At 57.3% G+C, this 24213-nt stretch carries 18 protein-coding genes and 1 pseudogene; 5 read left to right on the top strand and 14 right to left on the bottom strand.

Annotated elements, in window-relative coordinates:
• Nucleotides 1–246: 246 nt before the first annotated feature.
• Nucleotides 247–423, top strand: a pseudogene (locus tag LQ220_RS25060) (transposase); the annotation flags it as partial.
• Nucleotides 424–865: 442 nt separating this feature from the next.
• On the opposite strand, the gene LQ220_RS18185 reads toward LQ220_RS25060, so the two are convergent.
• The 4 genes from LQ220_RS18185 to LQ220_RS18170 all read right to left on the bottom strand — a co-directional run bounded on the left by LQ220_RS18185 (nt 866) and on the right by LQ220_RS18170 (nt 6929).
• Nucleotides 866–2725 carry a gamma-glutamyltransferase family protein gene (locus LQ220_RS18185; RefSeq protein WP_230189554.1) on the bottom strand — a complete coding sequence of 620 codons (1860 nt, stop codon included), beginning with the start codon at nt 2723–2725 and terminating at the stop codon, nt 866–868.
• Complete coding sequence (locus tag LQ220_RS18180) at nt 2725–5316, bottom strand: TonB-dependent receptor (protein ID WP_230189553.1); 2592 nt, start codon at nt 5314–5316, stop codon at nt 2725–2727. Before LQ220_RS18180 ends, LQ220_RS18185 begins: the two co-directional genes overlap by 1 nt.
• Nucleotides 5317–5391: 75 nt before the next feature.
• Nucleotides 5392–6360 (bottom strand): FecR domain-containing protein, encoded by a 969-nt coding sequence (locus LQ220_RS18175; RefSeq protein ID WP_230189552.1) that lies wholly within the window; start codon nt 6358–6360, stop codon nt 5392–5394.
• On the bottom strand, nt 6357–6929 hold the full coding sequence (locus LQ220_RS18170) for a sigma-70 family RNA polymerase sigma factor (protein WP_230189551.1): 573 nt from the start codon (nt 6927–6929) through the stop codon (nt 6357–6359). Before LQ220_RS18170 ends, LQ220_RS18175 begins: the two co-directional genes overlap by 4 nt.
• A 771-nt stretch (nt 6930–7700) precedes the next feature.
• Here LQ220_RS18170 and LQ220_RS18165 point away from each other — a divergent pair.
• On the top strand, nt 7701–8411 hold the full coding sequence (locus tag LQ220_RS18165; RefSeq protein ID WP_290369063.1) for a TetR family transcriptional regulator: 711 nt from the start codon (nt 7701–7703) through the stop codon (nt 8409–8411).
• Nucleotides 8412–8569: 158 nt separating this feature from the next.
• Here the strand turns inward: LQ220_RS18165 and LQ220_RS18160 are convergent, their stop codons facing one another.
• The 9 genes from LQ220_RS18160 to LQ220_RS18120 all read right to left on the bottom strand — a co-directional run bounded on the left by LQ220_RS18160 (nt 8570) and on the right by LQ220_RS18120 (nt 19901).
• Entirely contained in the window at nt 8570–9037 is a 468-nt protein-coding gene (locus LQ220_RS18160; protein ID WP_230189549.1) for a nuclear transport factor 2 family protein, read from the bottom strand.
• A gap of 108 nt (nt 9038–9145) precedes the next feature.
• A complete protein-coding gene (locus tag LQ220_RS18155; RefSeq protein ID WP_230189548.1) occupies nt 9146–11410 on the bottom strand; it encodes a TonB-dependent receptor in 2265 nt (754 codons plus the stop codon).
• A gap of 75 nt (nt 11411–11485) precedes the next feature.
• A complete protein-coding gene (locus LQ220_RS18150; RefSeq protein ID WP_230189547.1) occupies nt 11486–13327 on the bottom strand; it encodes an amidohydrolase in 1842 nt (613 codons plus the stop codon).
• 666 nt (nt 13328–13993) lie between these two features.
• Nucleotides 13994–14908, bottom strand: coding sequence for a spore coat U domain-containing protein (locus tag LQ220_RS18145; protein ID WP_230189546.1), 915 nt, complete (start codon nt 14906–14908; stop codon nt 13994–13996).
• Nucleotides 14909–14949: 41 nt separating this feature from the next.
• Complete coding sequence (locus LQ220_RS18140) at nt 14950–17271, bottom strand: fimbria/pilus outer membrane usher protein (RefSeq protein WP_230189545.1); 2322 nt, start codon at nt 17269–17271, stop codon at nt 14950–14952.
• A 16-nt stretch (nt 17272–17287) separates the two neighbouring features.
• Nucleotides 17288–18019 (bottom strand): molecular chaperone, encoded by a 732-nt coding sequence (locus LQ220_RS18135; RefSeq protein ID WP_230189544.1) that lies wholly within the window; start codon nt 18017–18019, stop codon nt 17288–17290.
• Between the two features lie 19 nt (nt 18020–18038).
• Nucleotides 18039–18557, bottom strand: a complete 519-nt coding sequence (locus tag LQ220_RS18130; RefSeq protein WP_230189543.1) for a spore coat U domain-containing protein — start codon at nt 18555–18557, stop codon at nt 18039–18041.
• Nucleotides 18558–18580: 23 nt separating this feature from the next.
• Nucleotides 18581–19117 carry a spore coat U domain-containing protein gene (locus LQ220_RS18125; protein ID WP_230189542.1) on the bottom strand — a complete coding sequence of 179 codons (537 nt, stop codon included), beginning with the start codon at nt 19115–19117 and terminating at the stop codon, nt 18581–18583.
• A gap of 130 nt (nt 19118–19247) precedes the next feature.
• Entirely contained in the window at nt 19248–19901 is a 654-nt protein-coding gene (locus LQ220_RS18120; RefSeq protein WP_230189541.1) for an Hpt domain-containing protein, read from the bottom strand.
• A gap of 128 nt (nt 19902–20029) precedes the next feature.
• On the opposite strand from LQ220_RS18120, the gene LQ220_RS18115 reads away from it, so the two are divergent.
• From LQ220_RS18115 to LQ220_RS18105, 3 genes are read left to right on the top strand one after another with little or no spacing between them, the layout of a single operon-like run.
• Nucleotides 20030–20674, top strand: a complete 645-nt coding sequence (locus tag LQ220_RS18115; RefSeq protein ID WP_230189540.1) for a response regulator transcription factor — start codon at nt 20030–20032, stop codon at nt 20672–20674.
• Between the two features lie 11 nt (nt 20675–20685).
• Entirely contained in the window at nt 20686–23187 is a 2502-nt protein-coding gene (locus LQ220_RS18110; protein WP_230189539.1) for a CHASE3 domain-containing protein, read from the top strand.
• Nucleotides 23184–23576, top strand: coding sequence for a response regulator (locus LQ220_RS18105; protein ID WP_230189538.1), 393 nt, complete (start codon nt 23184–23186; stop codon nt 23574–23576). Before LQ220_RS18110 ends, LQ220_RS18105 begins: the two co-directional genes overlap by 4 nt.
• Nucleotides 23577–23708: 132 nt before the next feature.
• On the opposite strand, the gene LQ220_RS18100 is transcribed toward LQ220_RS18105, so the two are convergent.
• Nucleotides 23709–24206, bottom strand: coding sequence for a group 1 truncated hemoglobin (locus LQ220_RS18100; protein ID WP_230189537.1), 498 nt, complete (start codon nt 24204–24206; stop codon nt 23709–23711).
• Nucleotides 24207–24213 lie beyond the last annotated feature (7 nt).

The raw sequence follows: 24213 nt of genomic DNA, 5'->3' as shown, positions 1-24213 counted from the left end.
GAGTCGATGGTTCGACCATACTCGAACAAATGGAACTTCGCCAGAGCCCTTGGAGACCGTATCAGACACCAAGCGGTTGATTGCTGCTAAGAGTCTGTTTGGGAATGGGGTGAGTAGCGGCGGGATGCGTGGTTCAAACTCGGGATGTGGAACCGAGCGAGCCTTAGCCGGATGGCTGAACGTTAGAAACAGGCTGAGCGCTACCCGACCGATCTGACGGATGCGGAGTGAAAGACTGTCCGGCCGTTCCTACCCTCGCCGCCGAAGCATGGGCGCGAGCCCACGACGGATCTGCCCGAGGTGCTGAACGCCTTAAGGTATCTGGCGCGTTCGGGCTGCGGCTGGCGGATGCTGCCCAAGGATTTTCTGTCCTGGCAGACCGTCTATTGGTGGTTCCGACGCTTCGTGCGCCGCCTACTGTGCCGCACGATCCACGATATGGCGCTGAGGCTCAACCGAGAGCGTGAGGCGCGCGAGCACAGTACGTCCGCAGCGGTGGTCGACAGCGAGTCGGTCAAGGCGCCTTTGTCCCCATCCGGGGGTGGCCACGATGCAGGCAAGCGGATCAAGGGGTGCAAGCGCCACATCGCGGTGGACACGGATGACCGACTACAGTCGCAACCTGCAGGCGCTGGCTTCGAGAGCGCGCCTCGACCGAGCCGGCCAGGAGCGGCGCTGAAGCTACGCCTGCCAGAAGCGCCTCGCGGCGTGACAAGGCCCCGCCTGCCGCAAAACCGTCGTTCATCGCTTCAACACCTGCTCCTGAAGGAACGCGTCGGCCAAGGAAAGCGCTTCCCGTTCACGGGAAGGCACCGGCCAGCATTTGGCGATCACGCTGGCGCCATCATCGGTCACCAGAAACCGCTCAATAGGCCAGGGCGCAGCCATCGGCGCGCATGTCGCTACCTGCCGCATAGACGCGTTCGCTCTGGGCACCACGGGTTTCGATACCGTGATAGCGGCCGAAGAAACCTGTTCGCGGCTCCACCAGATCCCATCCGATGTTGCTAAGAAAGGACTTTGCCTCTGTTGGCACGGCACTTTCAAGCCGGAGTTGTCCGCGCGGGCCGACACCCGGCGCGTCCTCGCCCATGTCCTCGGATGATCCCGAATGGTACCATCGTGGGCTATCTCCCGACGCCTGAACGTCAAGACTATAATCCTCGCGGTTGATGATGACCTGAGCCTGGGCCTGCGGCTGAATCTCGCCTCCCATAACGCCAAAGCTGAGTAGCGGGCGGCCTTCCTTCAGAGCAAAGCCCGGAATGATTGTCTGGAATGGGCGTTTGCCCGGTGCGTAGATATTGGGATGACGATCATTCAGGTTGAACAGCTGCCCGCGGTTCTGGATCATAAAGCCAAGGCCATCGGGAACCAGGCCGTTGCCCAATCCAAAATAGTTGGACTGGATAAGCGAAACCATCATCCCGTCATCGTCCGCCACGGTCAGATAGGTGGTGTCGCCATGGGCCGGCGCTTGGCCCGGAAAGATCTGATCGATCAGTCGATCCTTCTTGATGAGCTTCGCACGCTGCGCCCCATATTCCTTTGAAATCAGCCAGCCGACGGGTACATCGACGGCCTTTGGATCGCCGTAGTGACGGGCGCGATCCTCAAAGGCCAGACGCTTGGCTTCGGCCTGCAGGTGCAAGGACAGTCCAGACTGAAAGGCCGCGCTCTGCAGATCGAAACCCTCGAGAATGTTGAGGATCTGGAGCGTGGAAATGCCTTGTGTATTCTCCCCCAGCGCGAACACTTCGGCATCTCGATAGGTTGTGGACAGCGGAGTCGTCCAGTCGCCACGGTGGCTCGCGAGATCCTCCTTGCGCAGCCATCCGCCGATACGACGAAAATAGCGATCCATCCGGTCGGCGATCTCGCCGCGGTAAAATGCATCGCGGCCGCCATCGGCGATCAACCGATAGGTTCGGGCAAGATCGGGATTTCGGCGGATATCGCCGACGTTCGGAAGCCTGCCGCTTGGCGCGAACAGCTTTTCGGCATTTTCAAATTCTTCGATCTGCGCGCGATTGCGCCGCAGATCGCTCATATGGAAGCTGATGAAGCCGGCGATGACGTCCGGAACGACCGTTCCTTCCGTGGCCAGCGCAATTGCCGGCTCGAACAGGGCCTTCCAGGGTAGCTTGCCATAGCGCTGGTGAAGCAGCCACCAGCCATCGACGGCACCCGGCACCGATGCCGTCACCGCACCGTATCGGGGCAGCACGCCGCCGATGGCGCGCGAGCGGGCCGTTGCTAGGTCGAGCGAACGAGGCGATCTTCCGGAACCGGCAAGGCCGACGACCTTTTCGGCCCGTGGATCCCACAGCATAGCATAACAGTCACCGCCGATCCCGCAGCTGGCAGGTTCCAGTAGCCCGAGGCAGATGTTGATGGCGATGGCGGCATCGACCGCCGATCCGCCCTCCCGCAATATCGCTATCCCCACCTGCGTGGCGATGGGATGCGCCGATGCCGCCGCGCCGTGGCGCCCATAAACGGGGCTGCGTGAGGAGCAACTTGCGCCGAAGGGACGATCACCAGGACGGATGTTCGGACCATCGCTTCCAAAGGGCAGCTCAGATGGCGCCTGCCCGGACGGCGCCTGTCCGGATGGGCGGGCCGACTGGGCAGCCGACCCGACTGATCCGAACATTGCTGCGGCCGTAAGTCCCAGAGACGTGCCCAGCAGGGAACGGCGATCAATTTCGGAGACCGGGCGCATCAGTAGCGCCATCCCAGGCTGATGCCGTAGGTAACGGGCATACCCGCATTGCGAACGACGGCATCCTGCAGACGATTGGCGGCGACCCAGTAATAGGTGTTGGTGACGTTTTGCCCCCAGATGCTCGCTGTCCACCGGCGATCGGAGCTTTCGATGCCGGCGCGCAAATCGAGCAAGGCATAGCTACGCAGGCGGTAATTGGCGAGTTCGCCGAAGCCACCATAGGTATGGCTCTGGAACGTCAGCGTTCCGCCCAGAAACGCGTTAAGGGTCGAGTTCAGGCCCCAGCGATACTCTGCATCGGAGCTTCCAGTCCATTCGGGCGTATAAGGGAAGCTTTCTCCACCCAATTCGACGGCCGGCGGGAAGCCGTCGGCACGAAAATTGACGAAGGGCTTCTCGATCTTCGATTTGACGAAGGACACCGACGGCGAAATCGTCAGGCCGCCATATGGGCGGATGGTTGCACTCACCTCAGCGCCAACGACATGGGACTTGGGAATATTGACCAGCCCCTCGAGCGCGCCAAAGGGCGGAACGTCGCGGCGCCCCCGGATCTGCTTGTCCTTATAGTCATAGTAGAACACCGCGCCGTTCAACTGTAGCGCTCGGTCGAAAAGCGTAGCTTTGGTGCCCGCCTCATAGGCCGTCACCCGTTCCTGCACCACTGGCGCGAGCTGCCCGGCACGCGAGGCGGACACGGTCGGATAGCTGCCCGCCTTGAAGCCGCGGGTAATGTTGGCATAGAGCATGAGGTCCCGGTTGGGCTCGAACCGCACGCCGGCGCGCCATGACAGGTTATCCTCATCAAGGCTCGACCGAACCAGCCCGCCGCTCGTCGGCGTGATGAGCGTGATGCAGTCGCCAGGACCAAAATTGTTCGGCACACCCGTCAGCGCATTGAACACTGCGGCCGTCGTGCCCGAACCGGAGTCGCGCGAGCAGCCCGCATAGTTCCGATCTTGGCTCGTGTAACGAATACCGCCATTGAAGCTTACCCTCTCAGTGACGGGAATGTCGATGTTGCCATAAATCGCCTTGGTCTCGACGATCTGCTCGTTGTCGTTAGTGAGCGTACGGCCAAGATGCCGCTGCGAGCTTTCACTTACATCCAGGAAGCCCGATTCGAAGGTATTGTCGTGCTGATAATTGGCGCCGATGATCCAGCTGCCCCGACTGCCCAGATCTCCTCCGATGCGAAGCTCCTGGAACCAGGTTTGGATCTTGCCGGTCCGCAATATATAGATATTTCTGAACGACGAACCGTCATTGTCCAGCGGCATGTAGAGCTTATAGTCCTGATAGGACGTTAGCGACGTTAGATTCAGGTCATCCGACAGGGCATAGTCGGCGCGCAGCGATGCCTGGTAGAAGCGGTTGTTCCGTCGATAGTCGTAGCCGGGGGTCCAATCCGCAGCCCGCGCGTTTGCAGGCGCAATCGGGGATCCCGCAAGCCCTGGGAATGCGCGACTGGGGTCGGGACTCTGATTCGATATGAGACGCAACTGAGCGACAGGCGATTCCGAACGGTCGCGCCATGCGTTGACGTTGAAGGAAAATGAGAGGCGGTCGGTGGCATCCCAATCCAGCAATATGCGGCCGTAGAGCTGATTCTTTTTACCGATCTCATCCGCACGCGTATAGCTTTTCTGCCAAGCATCGGCCTGGAGTGAGCGGGCGGACACGCGAATACGCATCGTGTCAGACAGAGGGCCGCTGACAAAGCCAGAGAGATCCGCGGTATTGAAGCGCCCATAGCGGATATTGCCGCCAGCCGAAAAAGTGTTGGTTGGCTTGGCTACAATATAGTTCACAAGCCCGCCGGTCGCATTCTGACCATAGAGCGTGCCTTGCGGCCCTTTCAGCACTTCGACACGGTCAAGATCGAGTGATGCGCCAAGGGTCGTCAGGGCATAAGGCAGCGGAATTTCATCGACATAGACGGTAACCGACGGACTGGCCGCCACCGTGCTTTCCTGGAAGCCGATACCGCGAATGGTGTACACCACGGCACCTCGGGCATCGGTGTTGAAAGTGAAGCCGGAAACGACCTTGGCCAGGTCCGCCGTATCAGTGATGCCGCGCGATGCAAGTTGCTCACCGGAAACCGCCGCGATCGACATCGGCACGTCATTGACGGACTCAGCACGCTTCTGGGCGGTGACGATGATTTCGCCACTTTCGAAAGGCGACGGTTCGACGGTGGCCGGAGCTTCCCGCACCGGCAACGAAGCTTGCTCCGGAGGCGCCACGACCGCCGACAGCTTTCGCACGGGCGACGACTGGGCCAGAACGGTGAAGGTCCGGGAGCCGGTCAGCCGGGCGACCAGCCCGGTCCCGTTGAGCAACTGCCGCAACCCCTGCTCGATCGACATTGTGCCGCGGACCGGGTTCGTACGCCGCCCCTCGGTCGTCTTGCGGGATGCCGCGATCTGGATATCGGCCTGTCGCCCGAGATCCGATATACCGGACCTTGCTGGCTGCGCCGGAATGTCGAACGATTTCGACTGTGCGGCGATGGGCGCTGCGGCAACAATATAGATAGCGGCCGACGATGCCAGGATCGCGGCACGTGACATGCTGACGGTCATTGAAAATCCCCCTTTTTTGCTTTGCCTCTGACATCAAGAGTCCGGAAAGGGGAATTTCCTAGGCTGTAAGTCGAATTATTTTTGGTTTGTGGATCCAATCTGGATCAGGAGTGGGTCAGCCATATTTAATGGAACATTCAGGCTGGTCCTGATGGCTTCCGCGAAACCTATTGGATCATCGGTCCGGAAAATTCCGTCAAATTGTTCGGCACCCAGAGCCGGATCGAGCAGGACAATCTTGCGTTTGTTGTAACGGTTAAACTCGGCGACTGCTTCCGACAGCGGCTGGCCGACCAAGTCGATCTTACCGGCGCGCCAGGCGAGTGACCGGTCAACCGACGAGGTGCGGGGATTGGCCATTTCCACAAAGGAGTTGTCACCCACATAGGCACGATTGCCCTCGGCGATCCGGACTATGTGCCCCTCGGCGCCATCGGTCCAGACCTCGACGACACCTTCGGTCACCAGCACATCTGCACCCTTCTCGAGCCTGCGTACCGAGAAAGCGGTGCCCACGGCCCGCACCCGTACCCGACCGGCTTCCACCAGGAAGGGCCGCTGGCGGTCCTTGGCGACTTGGAACCAGGCCTCTCCCTCCGAGACTTCGACCAGCCGGAGATCTTGGCGCAGATCAATAGATACGCGGCTCGCCGTGTTGATCGCTGCGGTCGACCCATCGTCCAACGGGATCCGTCGTATCTCTCCAACCTGGGTCCGATAGGTCGATCCCGCCGAGATTAAATCGAAGAAGCCAATCGACGCCGCTACTCCTGCTACGGCAGCACCGCCGCCAATCAAAAACTGCCGACGGCGGACCCCTCCCTCATACCGATCGGCATCGTTGGCGGCCAAGGCAGGTACCCGGGCAGCCTCAATCATGGCGAGCGCAGCTTGTGCCTGAAGCAGCGCGCCTTCGCGACGTGGGTCGCCCTCCCGCCAGCGCCCCAGCTCGGCCTCACGTTCGGCGTTCCATTCACCAGACGCCATCTGCGCCACCCAGCGGGCAGCGCGGTCTGCGATCTCAGATGCAGTCTCGCGCGTCACCGCCAATGGCCTTTCTGCTCATGTTCACCCAAATGTTGGGCCATCTTCTCGTCCTGCTCCTTCAGTGCACGAATGACGGTCTTGATGCCCTGATAAACATGATATTCGACCATGCCCTCGCTGATCCCCTCGCTGCTGGCGATCTCGCGCTGGGAAAGTCCGTCGAATTTTCTCTTTTCGATGATCCGCCGCGAACGCTCCGGCAACGCTGACAAAAGCTTACGGACACGGTCGAAGTCACTGCGCGCCGCCGCTTCGCGCTCGGGAGAGGGACGGTCGTCATCGAAGGCCTCGATCTCGGCGATCGTGGTCAGCGGAACGACGCTGGACCTGCGCAACTTCCTCAGCAGGAGATTGCGCGTGAGGGAAAAGAAATAAGCGTCCGGGCGCTCGATGTGATCGAAGGTGTCTAGGCCAGCCAGTTTGCAATATGCCTCCTGAAGGAGGTCATCGATATCATCGCGCGAGACTTTTGCTCGCCCTAACCACGCCCGCACCTTGGGCTCGTGCGGCATGACCGAGGCACCAATCCAATTCGCGAGCGCAGGTCTGTCAGCTGGTTTCGCCATAAAATCTCTTCGCAGGGCACCCTTGTCCCAATAGAGTCCTCACATTGGATTTTCCTAGGAAAGTTTCTTCGAAAAAATTAGCGGCCCCTGCTCATAGCGAGCCCTCAGGGGGCTGATGCTGCGGGCATCGAGGATCCGGGCATATTAAACGCCATCGATGATTACACCGCCTAGCGTGGGTTAGCCATAACCGGACCAGCCAGAGGCTGAACAGGAGTGATACACTTATTCTGGTTTTCGTCGGGTTCCACCTCGCCGGGGAGATTATGGTGCTTTTGAGAACACGCTATCGTCTCAAGAACGGTTTGGATGCGGTGCCTTGCTGCCATGTCTCGGTTGGCTGAACGAACATGGGGTAATCGCGGGAGCGGGTCGCCTCTGAGCTACTGATGTATGGAGAGCAGCAAGTGCACACCCTATACCCCGTGGTGGCCGCACTCAGCCACCATTCAAATTTCAAATGGGAGTGGCAGAAGCTGGGATGGGATGGCACGGGGCAGCACCGTCGGAATTTGCTGCGAGCTTGCAAGTCCTGCTGCGAAGAATGCCGCGGCTCCTTTTTCGTCGGATGCACGCTCGTCACTTCGTGAAGAATGCGGAATTCACAGGAAGCCGGCGTTGATATAGGCTGGCTATCGGTACAGAGTGGCAGAACGATCTCGAGCATTGGCTCCGCTACTTTTTAGCCAGAGCCACTTGGCAACAAGACGCTGTGCGGATCCGACTCTATTGTGGTTGTCGCAGTTCAGAGCTCCCGATATACCGGTCTACATGGTAGAAACCCGAAATAATAAGAGATACACTCAGGCCCGCGGCCGAGCGCGGCGAGAAGCATTACTGACGGCAGCACGCGCATTGCTAGAGGAGCGTGCAATGCACGAAATCACCTTACCGATGATTGCCGAACGCGCGGCAATTCCTACAAGCTCAACTTACCATTTTTTCCCCGATATACGCGTGCTTTACAAAGAGCTGGCCCGGAATATCGCTGACGAAATGAGCCTGATGGCGCCAGAGGCCATTGCCTATGAGCGTTGGCAGGATTGCGTCAGCACCTTCTTGCGAGCCTCGGCCGCCTATTTCAATTCAGACGCCGCAGCCCGTCAGTTGCTGCTCGGTCCCCAAAGTGCGTCAGATATCAAGCGAGCAGCCTGTCATGACGATTTGCGTTTTGGCGCCGTGTTGAGCAGCGTTTTGGAATCCTTCTACCACCTTCCCCAAATGAAAGACCCGGTGCTGACTTGCTTCTACGCCGTTCAGATTGCCGATACCTTTTTCAGCCTTTCGGTGTTGGAAGATGGCATTATCACCAAGCAAATGCTTGATCAGGCAATCATTGGCTCAACATCTTATCTGGCGAATTATCTGCCACCCCTTTTGGAGATGCGTCACAGCCCGACCATCACGAGTGAGGCACGAAAGACTGTCAGTCTAATCGCGTCTAGCCGATCGCGTGCAGACAGCACGATCGCGGTGGCATGATAGCCTGAGAATAGCGTGGCAAAACGATAGCGCGCGAACATTTAACGGTAAGCGAACACCGAAAAAGACCATGATCGTTACCGACCCGCGGCAACAATATGGTCTTTTTCAATAATGATTGGACGTCAAACGGCTGAAGTGCGTGAAATCGCCAAAGGTCAAGAGGGCACCGATAGAGGTGCATCGATATAGCACTTCCAAACGCCGTCAATTTTTCGCCAAACTGTCAGGAGCCGCACGCGCCCCCCTACCCGCCGCTTGTTACTGTCGAGCGAAGTAATCATGGCGCTGCCGATAACATATCCGATTGCCCCGTCTGACGATACCGTCGCACGCTCAAGATCAAAGGCAACGTTAAACCCAGGACGCCCTCCTAATATTGCCACATAGTCGCGAACAGCGTCACGGCCTTCGACGATGGGGCCTTCCCCTCCGACGATCAGAGCATCGTCTGTAAAATCCTTGACGCCTTCAACCTGGTCATTGGCATTCACCCTGGCGAGCCATGCTGCATGAGCGCTCACCAGCTCCTTTTGACCCGCCGATCCTGGAACCTCTGCACTGACACCGGTTGCAGCAAAAGCCAGTGTGATCGGAATGAGCCCGGCGGTGTATTTCGTCTTCATACCGATCGTCCACTTGGTTTGGGATTGGATATTCGCTGTCGCAAAAGGCGCCTTTCAGGTCATTACCGCCCTGGCCTAAACCATTGCGATAACGACCCTGAGACAAAGTCAGTAGCGATAGCTCAGGCGTACGCCATAGGTTGCTGGGCGGCCCGCATAGCGTGTAATGAAGTCGCCAATGTTGCCTGTCGACGTTTCATACGTCTTGTTGAAGACGTTCCGGCCCCAGAGACTTGCTGTCCATTTGTCCCCTTCAATACCCGCGCGCAAATCAACGAGCGCATAGCTGGCAATCTTGAAGGGCGCAGAGCGGGCCAGATCGCCGTAGCTGACCGACTGGTAGTTCACATTACCACCCACGAATGCGGTCAATTCACTACGCATCGCCCAGCGATATTCGATATCCGTATTGCCCGACCATTTCGGCGTAAAAGGAAATGCCTGGCCGCTAAAATTCTCCTGATTTCCAGCGACATCAAAGTTCGTGAAGTTGCCACGAATTTTGGAATCGACCATCGTTACCGACGGGGCAATCGTCAGGCCGGTGATCGGCTTCCAGGCAGCATCCAATTCGAAACCAACAACGCGCGACTGTGGTATATTCACCAGCAGCTCAAGCACACCAAAGATAGCGAATACGCCCCTGCCGCGGATCTGCTTGTTGGTGTAATCATAGTAGAATGCGGCACCATTCAGTTGCAGCGTCGAGCCCAGATTGAGCTTCGCGCCGACTTCATAGGCTAAGACACTTTCCTGCGTGACCGGGCTCGATTGCGGCTCGAACGCCAGCGACAGAATAGGATAGCTGCCGGACTTGTAGCCCCTACTGACGTTGGCGTACAAAAGCGTGCCATTGGAAGGCTTGTAGTTCAGGCCGGCTTTCCAGGAGATATTGTTCTGGTCGAGTGTGTCAGTCACTTCGCCTAGCGTGAAGTTGTTGAGGAGCGTGATGCAGCTCCCGCGCGTCGCGCCTGGGAAGAAGCCTGAGCCTGCAACCGTGCCGTCATAGTCCTGTGTGCAACCGCGATAATCACGATCCGCTTCGGTGTAACGAATTCCACCAAGAACAGTCAGACCATCCATAATTTCATAATCGCCATTGGCGAAGACAGCCTTCGTATCGACAGTCTGCCGCGACACATTTTCAGGATTGCCCAGGAATGACGTGACTGCGAAAGGAATGAAGAAGGTATTGATATCGTGTATTTTATCTCTCTGATAGTTCGCGCCCAGCATCCAGTTAACGCCCGGAGCGTTACCGGCGACGCGCAACTCCTGGAAGAAGGTGGACGTGCCCCCCTTCAATCCAATACGGAAATTGGCCAGGGCCGTGCCATCCGTATCCATCGGCTGAAATCTCTTATACTTCTGATAAGAGGTGATCGAGGTCAGCACGATGTCGGAGGACAGATCGAGATCGATACGTCCCGATGCCTGATAAAAGTGGCTATCCTGTCTGAACGAAATGCCTGGGTCCCAATCAGCAGCCCGGCTGTTGCGAGGTGAAAGAGGATAGTTCACAAGCGCTGCCGATGGCGGCGGAAAAGGACTTGTCGGCGAAAGCTTGACCGCCTGGGCGGCCGGAGTGTCGGAACGGTCACGCCATCCGTTCACATTGAGCGAGATCTTGAGATTGTCCGTCGGGGTCCAATCAGCCAGGATGCGACCGATGAACTGGTTAACAACGCCGATCTGGTCATCGCGCGTATAGCTATATTGCCAGGCGTTGGCCTGTTGCGTTCTGGCAGCCACGCGCACTTTCAATGTGTCGCTAATCGGGCCGCTGACAAATCCAGAAAGATCGACGGTATTGAAGCGGCCATAGGATGCATCAACGCCCCATTTGAAGGAATCCGTGGGCTTCGCGGCAATATAGTTGATTGCACCGCCGGTCGAATTTCCACCGAACAATGTGCCCTGCGGTCCCTTCAAGACTTCGACGCGTTCGATATCAAGCGCCGCCCCCAGCGTTTGCGATGAAAAGGCGACAGGCGCTTCATCCACATACACGCTGACGGTCGGGCTGGCGCCGAGACTGTTATCCTGGAACCCGACACCGCGGATTGTATAGACCGGTGTTCCGTAGGCAGTCAGGTTATAGTTGAAGCCCGGCACGATCTTGGACAACTGCGAAACGTCGACCACGCCTTTTGCCAGAAGTTCGTCGCCCGTAGCTGCCGTGATCGACATTCCGACATTGTTGATCGACTGCGAACGCTTTTGTGCCGTCACGATGATTTCGCCGCCAGTCGTGTCGGAAGCGGACGAGGTTGATGCACCCGCTTGATCCTGCGCCCATGCAGGCGCCGATCCCACCGACAATATTGCAGCCGTCGAAAGTAGTCTAATCAAAGACATCTTGTCATTTTTCATATAATTCCCCCTTATTTGAATATTACTCGATGCAATTAATCAAATTCATTCAATCGTCTTTGTTGCCCTATTGTCTTAGGAGCAGGCAGGAGCATCCTTTTTGGGATTTTTATAGACAACTGCCCCTTCAAAGATGGTCATAAGTGGCGCGGTTTCTGAAATACAGTCGGGGTTTACCGTAAATATATCCTGATTCAGGATGACGACGTCGGCCGACTTTCCTGGCTCCAGCGAGCCGGCAACATCATCGACGCGAAGGACCCTTGCGGAATTGATCGTGTAGAGTTGCAAGGCGGTTGCAACATCCAACGCCTCTTCAGGATGCAGAACACCGGGAAATTTGCCGGTTGGATTGCGGCGCGTGACCATGCCCTCGATCCCCGACCATAGATCAGAATATTCTCCCGGGATCGTTTTCCAGTCGGTGCCCCCGGCAACCAGCGCTCCATTCTTCATATAGGTGCGGAACAGCCAGAAGTTCTCGGCCCTGTCCTTACCGAGCATAGCGATCATGGCGTCCATGATTGGTCCTGGAAACCACATTGTTGGCGACGCTTCAAAAGCGACATTCAATGTAGCGAAGCGCCTGATATCTTCCGGCGCGAGATGTCCGGCGTGTGCCAAGGTGTGCGTGGGGCCACGATTGCCGTTGGCAGCTCTGGCTGCCATGACTGCATTGAGGGCTTCACGCACCGAGCCATCGCCTGTGACGTGCATCTTAACCGATACGCCAAGCGCATCGAGAGCGGTAACAGTCTGATTGAGCAGATCCTGTGAAACCTTTTGCTCCCCATGATAATGCGCGCCATGTTCCTTGTTGGGCAAGTAAGGCTCCAACACTGACGCTGTCTGCGTAACTGGAGTACCGTCCAGAAATATCTTCGCAAACTTGGTGGAGAGATGGGCATCATCAGAAGCCGATGCGGCCTTGAAAAGAGCTGGCAGTTCGGACGGCGCAACCTTGTTAGGGTCCAGTAGGATGGAGATGCCCACCCGACCGTGAAAATTGCCACTTTCGTCAGCTTTGCGATACGCCGCAGCGCTTTCCACGGAGGACATGGCCTCTACCCAGCCAGTAACCCCAAAGCTGTTGAGCAAGACCGCGCCTTGTTCGAGAAGTCCACTGTCGTCAGTGCTGTTGAATTTACCCAGCGGGCTGATCGTGTCGACCAAACCAGCCGCACCCCACTCTATCAACAGCCCGTTAAGTTCACCGCTGCTCGGATCTTTCCCGATCGTGCCGTCAGCGACTGTCGTTTGCTTGGTGATATTGGCAAGTTTAAGGGCCGCCGAGTTCACCCAGCGATCATGAACGGAGTCGCTGCGGATAACCACGGGGTTATCGGGCGTCGCCGCATCCAACTTCTGCAAGGCATCCGATGCGGTCAGTTGCGGTATCAGGCGGCTGCTATACGCATTGACCGTCACCCATTCACCGGGCTTACGCCCTTTAGCGCATGCCGCAACATTCACTATAAGTTGATCAAGGCTGGCATCGTTTGGAGACGAGCAGTTGAAGGCTATGATATCTTTTATGGAATTTGAAAGATGGACATGAGCATCAATAATACCAGGAATGACTAGTTGTTTTTGAGCGTCAATTACCTCAGTGCTAGGTCCAATATATTCTTTTATATCCTGCGTTGAACCGATAGCGAGAATCTTTTTATCTTTGATCGCGAGCGCTTCGCTCCACGGTTTACTGGTGATGGAAGAGAATATCTTTCCGTTACTAATCACTATGTCGGCAATCGGCGTGCCGGCATTTTTAGCATGCACAGGCAAGGGCAACAATGCTAAAACGGCCAACGATGCTGCTATCGCCGAGCGTGATAGATACATAAAGTGTATATTGCTGCTCATCAAATTTCCCCCAGCCAGCACTTTTGAATGAGCAAGACAAATTGTCTGTCCCATGCATCAATTCTCAGCGATCACGGCAGCCGCTCGTCGCAATCTTCATCCTGGACCGATCAAGCCTGCAGACGCCGTATTTTTTGAATGGTCGAAAACGACCGACATTAGCCCTCAGCGGATAAGAGGATCGTTATTCGAATCCGTTCTGCTTAATCGCCTGAATAGCAAAGTGCACTTCGCTTTATGGCCTAGTCAAGAGATAAAAGTGTAACGAAGTCGAGTTTCTGTGTGACAACGACAACTTCGCCGAATTATTGTCCCTGTGGCCCTTGCGGGGGGGCTCTAGGCACGGGCAAGAGGCAAGCGCGGGCTGTTCATGCTGGCCAGCAGTCAGCTCATTGGCGTGGGAGACGCCGTCGAGCGGTGATTTGCAAGACGCATCGTGGCGCGTGACTGCCTGAGAACCACCGCATGGGGAACCGAGCCTCGACGTTCCATTATGACCGCGTTACAGTTCGGAAAGCCGTCCTTGGTCCAAATTCGTTGAGGTCCAGATATCTCGATGACTTCAGTTGCATTTAGCCGATAGCTACGGATTGCGCTGGTGCTCTAGCGTTCGCTTCAGGACGCCGTGCTTTCGCTCAGCGATCCGGCAATTTGCGTTTGAACGCTTGTCTTGCTGCCCCCATAGCCGCGAACCAATCGAACGATCTTTATCCAATCAGTCTAAAACATCACCAGTACGCTTACTAAATCGGTGTAATGCCCCGCCGGCGGAGCGCTCTGCGCAGGATTGATGCGGGCCTTGAACAGATAATTTTGCCCCGGCACGGCAGCACCTATGCCGGGTGCAGCACCGACGACGGGTGCGGCGGCATTCCATATGGTGTGCCCATCGGCCCAGTAAATATTATAGTCCAGCGTTCCGCCAGAGCCATTACTCATCTTCCGCCATGGCGTCGATGCGCCTGAATTGCCATTGGTAACGCTAATGCTGAACGTGCTGTCCTTGGTGCAATCCACAGCAAAGCTGCCGCTTTTCTCGGTAAATTGATCGACCAACGCAGCCGAGCCGAAGCTGATCGGCTGCACGCTGATCCGGCAATCGGCACTGACAATCATCGTCAGGGTAACAAGGGCCGTTCCCGTGCCATTTTCGCTTAGGATGCAGATACCCAGGACGTTGACACCATGGCAAACCGACCACACCCAGTCGATACGCATTGTATCGGTATAGGTCCCAGCCGATACGTTGGCACCGGACTGTGGCAGGATGTAGATGGATGGCGCAAAATTGCCCTGATCCAATATGCCCAGCAACGCCAGCGTTGAAGAACTCATATAGTTGACGGTGCTGTTGTTGGAAAATGGCAATGTGCCACCCGGATCGGCAGATACTGCGTACTGTATAGCGTCGCTGCTTCCTGCACGCTTGAGCTTGAACTGGTTCGTGGTGGTCATCGTTGCATTCGCACTGTTGCTGGATACAAGCGTGATGAGTGCTCCGGAACACGTGAAGCCCGCACCAATCTTGGTACGTGCAGCGCCGCCTGTCTGGACGCTATAGGATGACTGCGTGCCGAGACTACCGCTGACAGCGCTAACCGTGCAAGCCGCTGATGCCGTTTCAGGCAAAGCCATTAATCCGAATATGATCATAAGGATACGGACCAATGGAACGATTACAGGCATGACACCACCGAGGGCGTTACAGATTCTGTTGAAAGCGTCGGCACTAATGCACGGCAGTGCCCGCCATCGGCGCGAAGCACATCGAGAACCGCACCAGATTGTACATTTTCAAGATATAATAGGCCATCCCAGCCGACCACCACGGAGCCCTCCGGCCCTATCTTTTCGACAATGCTGCCGACCGGAAGTGGGCGGTTTATGCCATCGATTAGTGTCAGGGCGATGGCACGTTGCTTGCCAAGCGCGAAATGGACGACAGCGCCGCCGCCGGTACGAATGTTAACGCGCTTTTCGGCAACCGGCACCGAAATAGTCTGGTCAAGCGCCATCGGGTCGATGCTGTATCGACCCGAATAATGCGATGTAACGCTAGGTACGAAAGCGTACCCATGACGATTGCTCACACCGACACGCTGATTTTCATAATAAACCGGCACACCTTGTATGCCATCGGTGGAGACGAGTGCAAAGGCGTCGCTGACTTGTGCGGTTGGCATAACCTGCCCGCCGAGAACGATCAGCGACCCACTCGCACTGCCCCAAAGTGCGGTGTCGCTGCGCCCTCGCGATCCTCCTGCCGTCAATTGAGCGACAGGCGTGCGCCACACAGCTTCACCTTGTGCAAGCGTCCCACTTTTTTCTTCGCGTGCGATACTGGCGGACATCCCCACGCCGCCTTCGCTGGGGATGGATCGAACGAAATCGGCCTGCGTGCGAGTTGTGCCGGTCGATGTGCGCTGCACGCCCGCCGACACGCTGTTTCGACCGAACGGCAAAAGCAGACGGAACTGTCCACCTGCACGTCCAGTCCTAACATCTACGTCAGCGCTTGCAATTACGCTAAGACGCCCCATTAGCGTCGTCGTGTAGGACGCCGTGGCCAGGCGGGTGCGCGGTGCGTTGCGATACACTGCATCTATATAACCGGCACTGATCGATCCAGCGGAATCCAGCGATGCAGATGCAAAGGCACGGGTGCTGCGGCGCGCCGCCGAGAGCAGGTCCAAATCGAACGATGCCAGATCGCTGTAGGCCACGCTTCGTTCCACATGTTGCAAGGAGATGCCGAAGCGGCGCCCCACATAATCATATCCCATGACGACTTGTTTGCCGTTTGCACCGGTCGCTTTGCGGCTGGCACTGACAGAGAGATTGACGGTGCCAAAGACGCCCGGCGCAACTATTGCCCCCACTCCCGCCATTTGTACCTTGCGGGATATCTGGCTTTGCGCCTCAAGCGTCAGATGACGCGTGATGCCGACACGCGCGACACTGCTCGCTGCCGCCATGCCATATGCAAAGGACCGCAGGCCGTAGTCGCGACGTAGAGCGCCGGCTTCCAGTGAAAAATCTACAAGGCCAGGACGCAGCAGATCGTTGGAAACATAGAACGGTATGCTGGCGGCGATCCGGCGTCCCACTGCGTCGGTGGTCACGACGACTGCCTCTCCGGCGCCGTTGATAGAAGGACGCGCATCGAGGAGAAACGGGCCAGGGCGCACGCTGTCTGTCCGGGATCGCTGCCCATTGATGAAAAGATCAACGGCGGAAGGCACGCTCGCTTGCCCGGCAAATTGTGGCAAAGGTGTCAGCACGAGATCTGGCCGGATACGGAAGTTGCGTCCTATCTGGATGCCGCCCATCCTTACCGCGCTGCCCCAACTGAGCGCGCCTGTGACCAGATCGCCCACGGTAGCGGATAGCGCACGGCCTTCATCCTGCACGCGCAGCCGCGTATCGTATCGCAAATACCTTGCTGCGCCGCGGAATGTCCGCAATGTGCCGGTGTTGGACGCAGTGCCCGAACGTCCGAAGATGCGCTGTTCGCTCCATAGGGATGCCGTTGTGCGGCCACCGATGGTCTGGACGTATAAATCATAGCTGATGAGCGCACCGCTGCCAGAAATGGCAGGCGCTAGTGACGCAGAGATGTCGCCCAGTTGCTGCGTGGGCAAGAGCGAAGGCGGTACGGTGACAGACAGACTCTGTTGTCCGGCATCATAGGCAACTTTCGCTCCTGTAAGTGCTGTTATATCGACCATATCTTCCGCTGCCCCTTCAAGGTGCAGACCTACAGCACGCAAATCGTCGCGTTTTATACGAAATTGCTCGCCATGCTGCTCCACGAACACAACTGGGCCATCGCGCGTGCCGTTGACATCGACTTTCAGGAAAAGCTGCGTGGCGGAGGATGCGATATCCGCAAAGGAAGGTGTCTGAGCCCAACCCGATACCGGAATCGCCGCTATGCAGAGCGCCAATACCGCGTGCACCAGTGCGCGGCAGCGGCGCGAGATCAGACAGTCCTCCATGGTCCGCAGGCACGCGTCAGGTACCGGATGCCAGCAGACGATCCTGCCCATTGACGCCCACGCGGACGGCTGCATCGGCTGGCGCATCGGACGGCAACGGCAGATATATCGTGGCGCCGGGCAGGACATAACCGATCAGACCGTCGCGCACGGCCGTTTCATGACCCCGCGTGAAGAGCCGCAGGTCCGTCAACCGAGCGTGAATGGTACCGCGATTGCGGATTACGACGTGGCGTTGGCCGCGCTCGATAACCATTGCCGCGTCAAGGGCTGTAGCCGGGCTCGCTGCACTCAATGTTTCGCCCCGCACGAACAGCGGAATGGAATAGCGCATCTGGACAGCCAGATCGGCACGCCGCGCACTTTGCTCTCCTTCCGCAGGCGGCTTCGGCAGTTCGTCGATCAGCAGGCGATAGGCGGATTCGGTACCCTTGCTGGGGCCGTTCACCTTTATAATGCGGATCAATTGTCTTGCGCCTGGCTCGACCTTCGCGACTGGCGGGCTCGCGATGACGTCGCTTTGTGGCTCATGCACATTCTCGCTGTCGTTCTGTGCCCAGCGATAGGTGCGAACCTGCAGGGTGACCGGTTCCGTCCCCCGATTTTCGATCCAGAGCGGCGTTGCCTTGTCCTGTACGTCCATTGAGGGATCGATGGGCCAGATCACCACCGATGACGCCGCAAATGCCGGTGAGATTGCAGCCAGACTTGCACATAGTATGCCAAGCGGCATGACGAGTAGTTTCATCGCGTTGTCCTTCGCATAATCACCATGTGAGCGTGACATGGACTGTATCTGTGTAAGCCCCTGCGCGCGCATTGCCCGGAAGCGTGAGGCGGGCGACGATGGGCACTGTCAGGATCGTGTTGGCGGCAGTAAAGCCCAGCGAGAGCGCGTTGCTGGTCCAAGGCGTCGTGCCGCCATTGGCATAAAGATCGTAAGCGACGGGAGTGCTGCTTGCCGGACCGGCCAGATACCGCTGCCCGCTCACGGCATGCGCGCCGGCATCGGCTGCGATGCAGAGTGTTACCCCCGGCGTGCATTCGATACGCAGACCGCTCCCGCTGGCACCGATGACCGTGGCGTCAAGCGTTGTCGTGGCTGTGCCGGGATGGGTGCCGAAGTCAGCGTTTCCCAAAGCTCCGCTGCCCGTCGTCGCGATCCGGCAACCAGCCACAACATCGGCAGACACCGGCACATCCCGCGTCAGTTCCGCATAGGCTGGCGACCACGCGGTCCACAATAGGCATGGCACCGACATAATGGAGGCAAAACAACGTGCCATGGCTTGTCTCGATCAAGTGCACGTTACCAAGCCAAAGTGACCTGCACGGTATCCGCATAGGCTCCCGCAGGCAGCACACCGCTGTTCGTGGCGCGTGCGTAAAGCGGCACAGTGACGGCCGTTTGCCCCATCGTGCCCAACGCAATGCTATGACCGACAGTCACTTCCTGCGAGCGCCCGGCGTCCGTGTAGAGGCGGTATGCGATACGGTTGGTACCCGACGCCATCCGCCGCACACCACTATCGTCGTTGAGACCGTTGCCGATCGTCAATGTCGGCGTCGTGCCGGGCGAACAGCGAATGGCTAGATCGCCAAGCGATCCGACAAGTTGCGCATCGGTCTGCGTGAACGTGCCCGGCTCATTCGGGAATGCGATCGTGCCAGCCGATCCGAACGACGCGGTCGATGCCGTTCCGTTGACGAGGCAGGCCGACGTTATCGTCAGTTGAACATTGATCGTTCCGGTGCTGCTCCCCGCCTGAGCCGGTGGAGCGACCCCCATGCTTGCTGCCGCAGCCAGAGCCGCAACGCCATGCTTCAAAAATAAACGCATATCCATAAGGCTTTCCCCGCCATTTGACTGCCATCAACTAAGCGCGCCATTTGGTTAAGAAAGTTCTCCAAAATGAGAACAAATAGAGAATATTTAGACTAATGTCTAAATTTCTTTTGGAAGAAACGTGGGAAATTCAGCGGCTTGGTTTACGTTCAATAGTCGCCTGCGTCAGTTCAATGGCCTTTTCCAACGCATCCGGTTCATCATATTCCACCGCAGACCAAGCCGTGCTGAGCTTCTCAAATCCCATCATTCCGCACATCCCGGCAACATCATGGGCAATGGCTTGCGGCGCTGCGCCTTTTGCAATCTTTTCCAGTGCCTGGCGCAATGCTGCAATACAGCGCGTCAGCATTCCCGCGGCCATGCTCTGACCGACGACCCGTATCAGTCGATAATAAGGATTGTCTAAGGACCGGAATGCTTTGTCGTCTAGCGGCCCGGTCCATTCGCTCACCGCGTCCAGCAGCCTGTCCTGCACTAGCGGCATATGGAGCACAGCGTTGCAACCCTGTCCCGCTTCTTCGACATGCGGTGTCAGCAACAGTATCGGCAGCGCAGACGCCGATCCTGGCAAACTTCGAAGCGCGCGCACCGTTGTCGCAATATCGCTTACGACCCCGCTATCGATCAGCACGATGGCAGGCACCCGGTCCGAGACATCAGCCAGTAACTGCCCCACATTTTCCTTATAATGGCACGACCATGAGCAGTCGGTCATCCACATCTCTATCAGTCGACGGCAAGTATCGTCCACACTCAGGAGATAGAGGGCATTGTGGTCCATAATCTGCATAAGCGGTCAATATAGAGTTTTTCCATGAAAATCATGGACTTCCCTCTCAAAAATCGTCAATCATACGTATTATCACTTACACGTTCCGACACAACGCGCAGACGGTGAATGGAAACGATATGCGAGAGGGCCGAATATTACTGGCGGACGACCATCCGTTGATCCGGGAAGGATTGCAGATGGCGATACGTATCCGTCATCCAGAATATATGGTCGATGTTGCAGATACCATAGCAGCCGCCGAAGATTTGGCACGACGGCGCAAACCCTACAAGCTGCTGGTGCTGGACTATCGTTTGTCGGACAGCATTGGCTTCAACGGTCTGTTTCGCATGCGGCATGCGCTGAGCGATACGCCAATCGCGCTTCTGTCCGCCTATACGCAACCCTCGATCATCGCGACTGCACGGGCTTTGGGGGCCGCTGGCTTTCTTTTCAAATCCCAGCCGCTTGAAGAGCTGGTGCGCGACATCGACATGCTGCTTACGGGAAAGCAAATTTTCTCCAGTAATATTGGAGTGCCCGCCAACATTGCCGATCTCAATGCGCGGTTGCAGAGCCTATCGGCGGCGCAGTCCCGTGTGCTGTCCGCGCTGGCTAGCGGTCATCTCAACAAACAGATTGCGGCCGACCTCAATCTTACCGAAGCGACCGTCAAAGCACATTTGACGTCCATTTTTCGCAAACTTGGCGTGACCAATAGATTGCAGGCTATGTTGGCCATGCGTCCCCTGATCGATCCCTACGCAGAATCGTCACTGTGACGGCGATGCCCGTGCCACTTACGGCACCGCGCCTATGGCGCAGCATGGTTGGCGCATCGCTTATTCCGATGCTTTTGGCTGGTTTGACGCTCTGGTTTGCCAGCGAGTATCGACGCGCCGCGCAAACAAATGATGCTGTGTACCAATCATTCCGACGGCAGATCGCGATCGAATCGGTGTTCTCGGCTGTGCAGGACGCGGAAACCGCGCAACGCGGTTATGTCATTACAGGTGATCGCACTTTTCTTGAGCCCTATCGACGGGCCAGTCTCACACTTCCCAAAGATCTGGCGTCGCTGGAACGAATCTTGGCCGATGATCCGAGTAGTTTTGCGCAGTTGCCGAAACTGCGCCGCCTGATCGACCTGAAGTTTAAGGAAATGGAGCGGGTACTGACGGCACGGAATGCGGCCGGGCAAGCTGCCGCAGCGTCCATGGTTATACAGGGGCGCGGCAAAACGATCATGGATGAATTTCGCGCTCATGTCGCGACCATGGTGCGCGATCAAAACGCGATGCTCGCCCGGAATCTTGCAGCTGAGGATAAGCGTAACACTATCATTCGCACTGCCGCATGGGTTGTCGTGCTCCTGTCCGCTATATTGGCGATACTGGGCGCATTTATTGTTCACGCAGCAAGGGCGGCCCGTTACCGGGCGCAGCAACAGGTGGCCGATGCCACAGCGCGGCAGACTGCCATTTTCCGTCATAGTCTCGATGCCATAATATTGGTGAACCCCAGCGGCAGCATGGAAATGCTCAATCCTGCTGCCGAACGGCTGTTTGGGTATCCGTCGCAGCAATTGCTGCGACGCGACCTGTCGCTGATCGTCGATATTGCGCCGGGGGAAGGTCGGTTTCTTGACAGGCTGGGTGTGGTAGGTGATGTCATAGCAGCTCCCCTGCGTACCCCGCTGGAAGCCCGTACCGCGACCGGTGCGGTCGTGCCCGTGGAAGTGGCACTGGGTACCATGCCGCTGGATGATGGCATGCATATCGTTGCGGCCTTTCGTGACATTTCGGAGCGGGCAAAGGCGGAGCAAATGAGGGATCAGTTCCTTTCCACCATAAGCCATGAGCTGCGCACCCCGTTGACCTCGATACTTGGTTCTCTTGGGCTGCTGCGCGGCGGGGCGGACCAAGAACTTCCGCCCGATGCGCAGCGGTTGGTGGTGATCGCAGAAAATAATGCCCACCGCCTGATCCGGCTGGTCAACGATCTGCTCGACGTGGAAAAGATGCAGGCCGGCCTGATGACGTTCGATTTCGCGCAATGGGACATGCACGATATTGCAGGTCGCAGCCTGGATGCTGTTCGCGGTATGGCGGCGACGCGCAATATTCATCTCGACTTGATCAGCGGTGCGGGTCCTATGCCTATCCATGGCGATACCGACCGCCTGATGCAGGTCGTGCTAAACTTGCTGTCCAATGCGATTAGCTATTCGCCAGAAGGCGGGACCGTTACATTGCGGTTGGACACGCAATCCGGCCACGGCCAAGTCGCGGTCATCGATCAGGGACCAGGCATCCCACCCGACTTGCGCGAGCGTTTGTTTACGCGCTTTGCCCAAAGCGCGCACCGGATTGGACCGACCCCCGGTACAGGTCTTGGCCTCGCTATTTCAAGAGAGATTGTGCACAGTCATAGTGGGCAGATATGGTGGGAACCCGCGCGGAATACGGCAACGGGCACGGGCAGCGTTTTCACGTTCACTGTGCCGCTGTGGAATGGCTTTAGCAGGCAAAGGGACAGGATCGGCGCGCCACGCCTTCTACTCTTTTGCGATACGGTTGAGGCGGAGACTATCCGCGCCACTATCTCCCGCCGGGAGATACTGACGGACGTAGTGGCCGATCGCAATGCGGCACTCGCTGCTCTAGCCAATCGCCACTATGTAGCGCTGATACTGGATGTTCAGTTTGCCGGACAGAACGCTTTGGCGACATTGAAGGATATCCGCGCCGATCCGCAGCATAGATCGCTGCCCATCATTGCAATCGCGAGCGAAATACCGGCGCTCCCTGCGAAGGAAACAGCTGCGCTCGATGTTATAGACTGGATTGCCAAGCCTATCGCCTCATCCCGCCTCGATCATGCCTTGGGCACGGCGGTCGAGCGTGCGGCGGTGGCCATGCCACTCGTTCTGCACATCGACGACGACACCGACACACTGGAATTAACAGCACGCGCGCTTAGCGGTCATGCGCGCATTGCAAAGGCTAGCGACCTTTCGACAGCACGACATATTCTCGCCGAGCAAAATGTCGATCTTCTGATCGTGGATATCGCGCTTCCGGATGGGTCGGGCCTAGATATCCTGGCCGATCTCGATCGGGCGGGATCGGACCGGATCATTCCCGTCATAGTGTATTCGGCGCAATATACAGGCTCTGCTTCCTTCGCACCGAACGTCAAGGCCGTGCTGCTGAAATCGAAACGCTCCTTACCCAGTCTGGTCGAGACCGTCATAAGCCTCACGCAGCGGCATTCTGCTGAGAAAAGGCCATGAACGACAGGCTGCGGATCCTATATGTGGATGACGAGAACGACATAAGAACGATCGTCGAAATGGCACTGCGACTCGACCCGAACATAGAATTGCAGTCTTTGTCGTCTGGTGCAGAAGCACTTGCTCTGCTGGATGCAGGCGGGTTCGAGCCAGACATGGCGCTGATCGATATGATGATGCCCGACATGAGCGGTATCGAACTGCTTGGAAAGCTGCGCAGTCGCCCCACAATGACGAAACTGCCGATCTACTTCATCACAGCCAGCGCACGGGCGTCGGATATTGCCCGCTATAGTGACAAGGGTGCCAATGGCATCATAACCAAGCCCTTTGATCCTACAATCCTAGCTTTCAGCTTACGTCAACTATGGGGAAAGGACAGCGAATAACCGTTGCTTTCTGCCTTACGACAAACCTGCGCTAGTTGCCGAAATTTTAAACCGCGTCTGGAAGGCTGCCTGATGGCTTCCAAAGCGCTCAGTTTTGAGTATCTGCGGTTGTGCTAAGGTCGAAGATCGATGTCATCGACCAACAATATCATGGTGCATTGGTGCGAGCTTTGACAAGAGCCGGTTCTGCGCCTGGAAGTCGACGCCCTCCTCACGCATTGCCTGCTGGAGCAATTCGACCAGCCGATTCATATCCTTGCGGTGCACACCAAGATCCTTGTGCGAACGCACCATGTCACGTCCAGTATAAATGCAACTGGCGTTCAGGATGTAGCAGAACTGTTCGAACAAGGTGCGCTTGAGCCGGACTTTATCATGCCCCTTGAAAATTTCACCGATTTCCGAATCGCCATAGGACAATGTGACCATGCGGTCCACGATACGCCGTATACCTTCCTGCCCGTGGAACGCCTCTGCCATGCCATCACCGTCGAAGGGCTTTGCGCCGACGTTAACATCTTCAACCGTATACGGATCGACTGCTTCTTCCCCGGGAACCGCATAAGGGCGAGCGGGAGATGTGGCAACTGGTGAAGCCTGAAGCAGGAGCAAGGCAAACAGAAGTGACATGACCGGC

This window comes from Sphingobium sp. CECT 9361, from assembly GCF_918741285.1.
Classification (GTDB): domain Bacteria; phylum Pseudomonadota; class Alphaproteobacteria; order Sphingomonadales; family Sphingomonadaceae; genus Sphingobium.
This window is presented reverse-complemented; position numbering and strand designations above follow the sequence as displayed.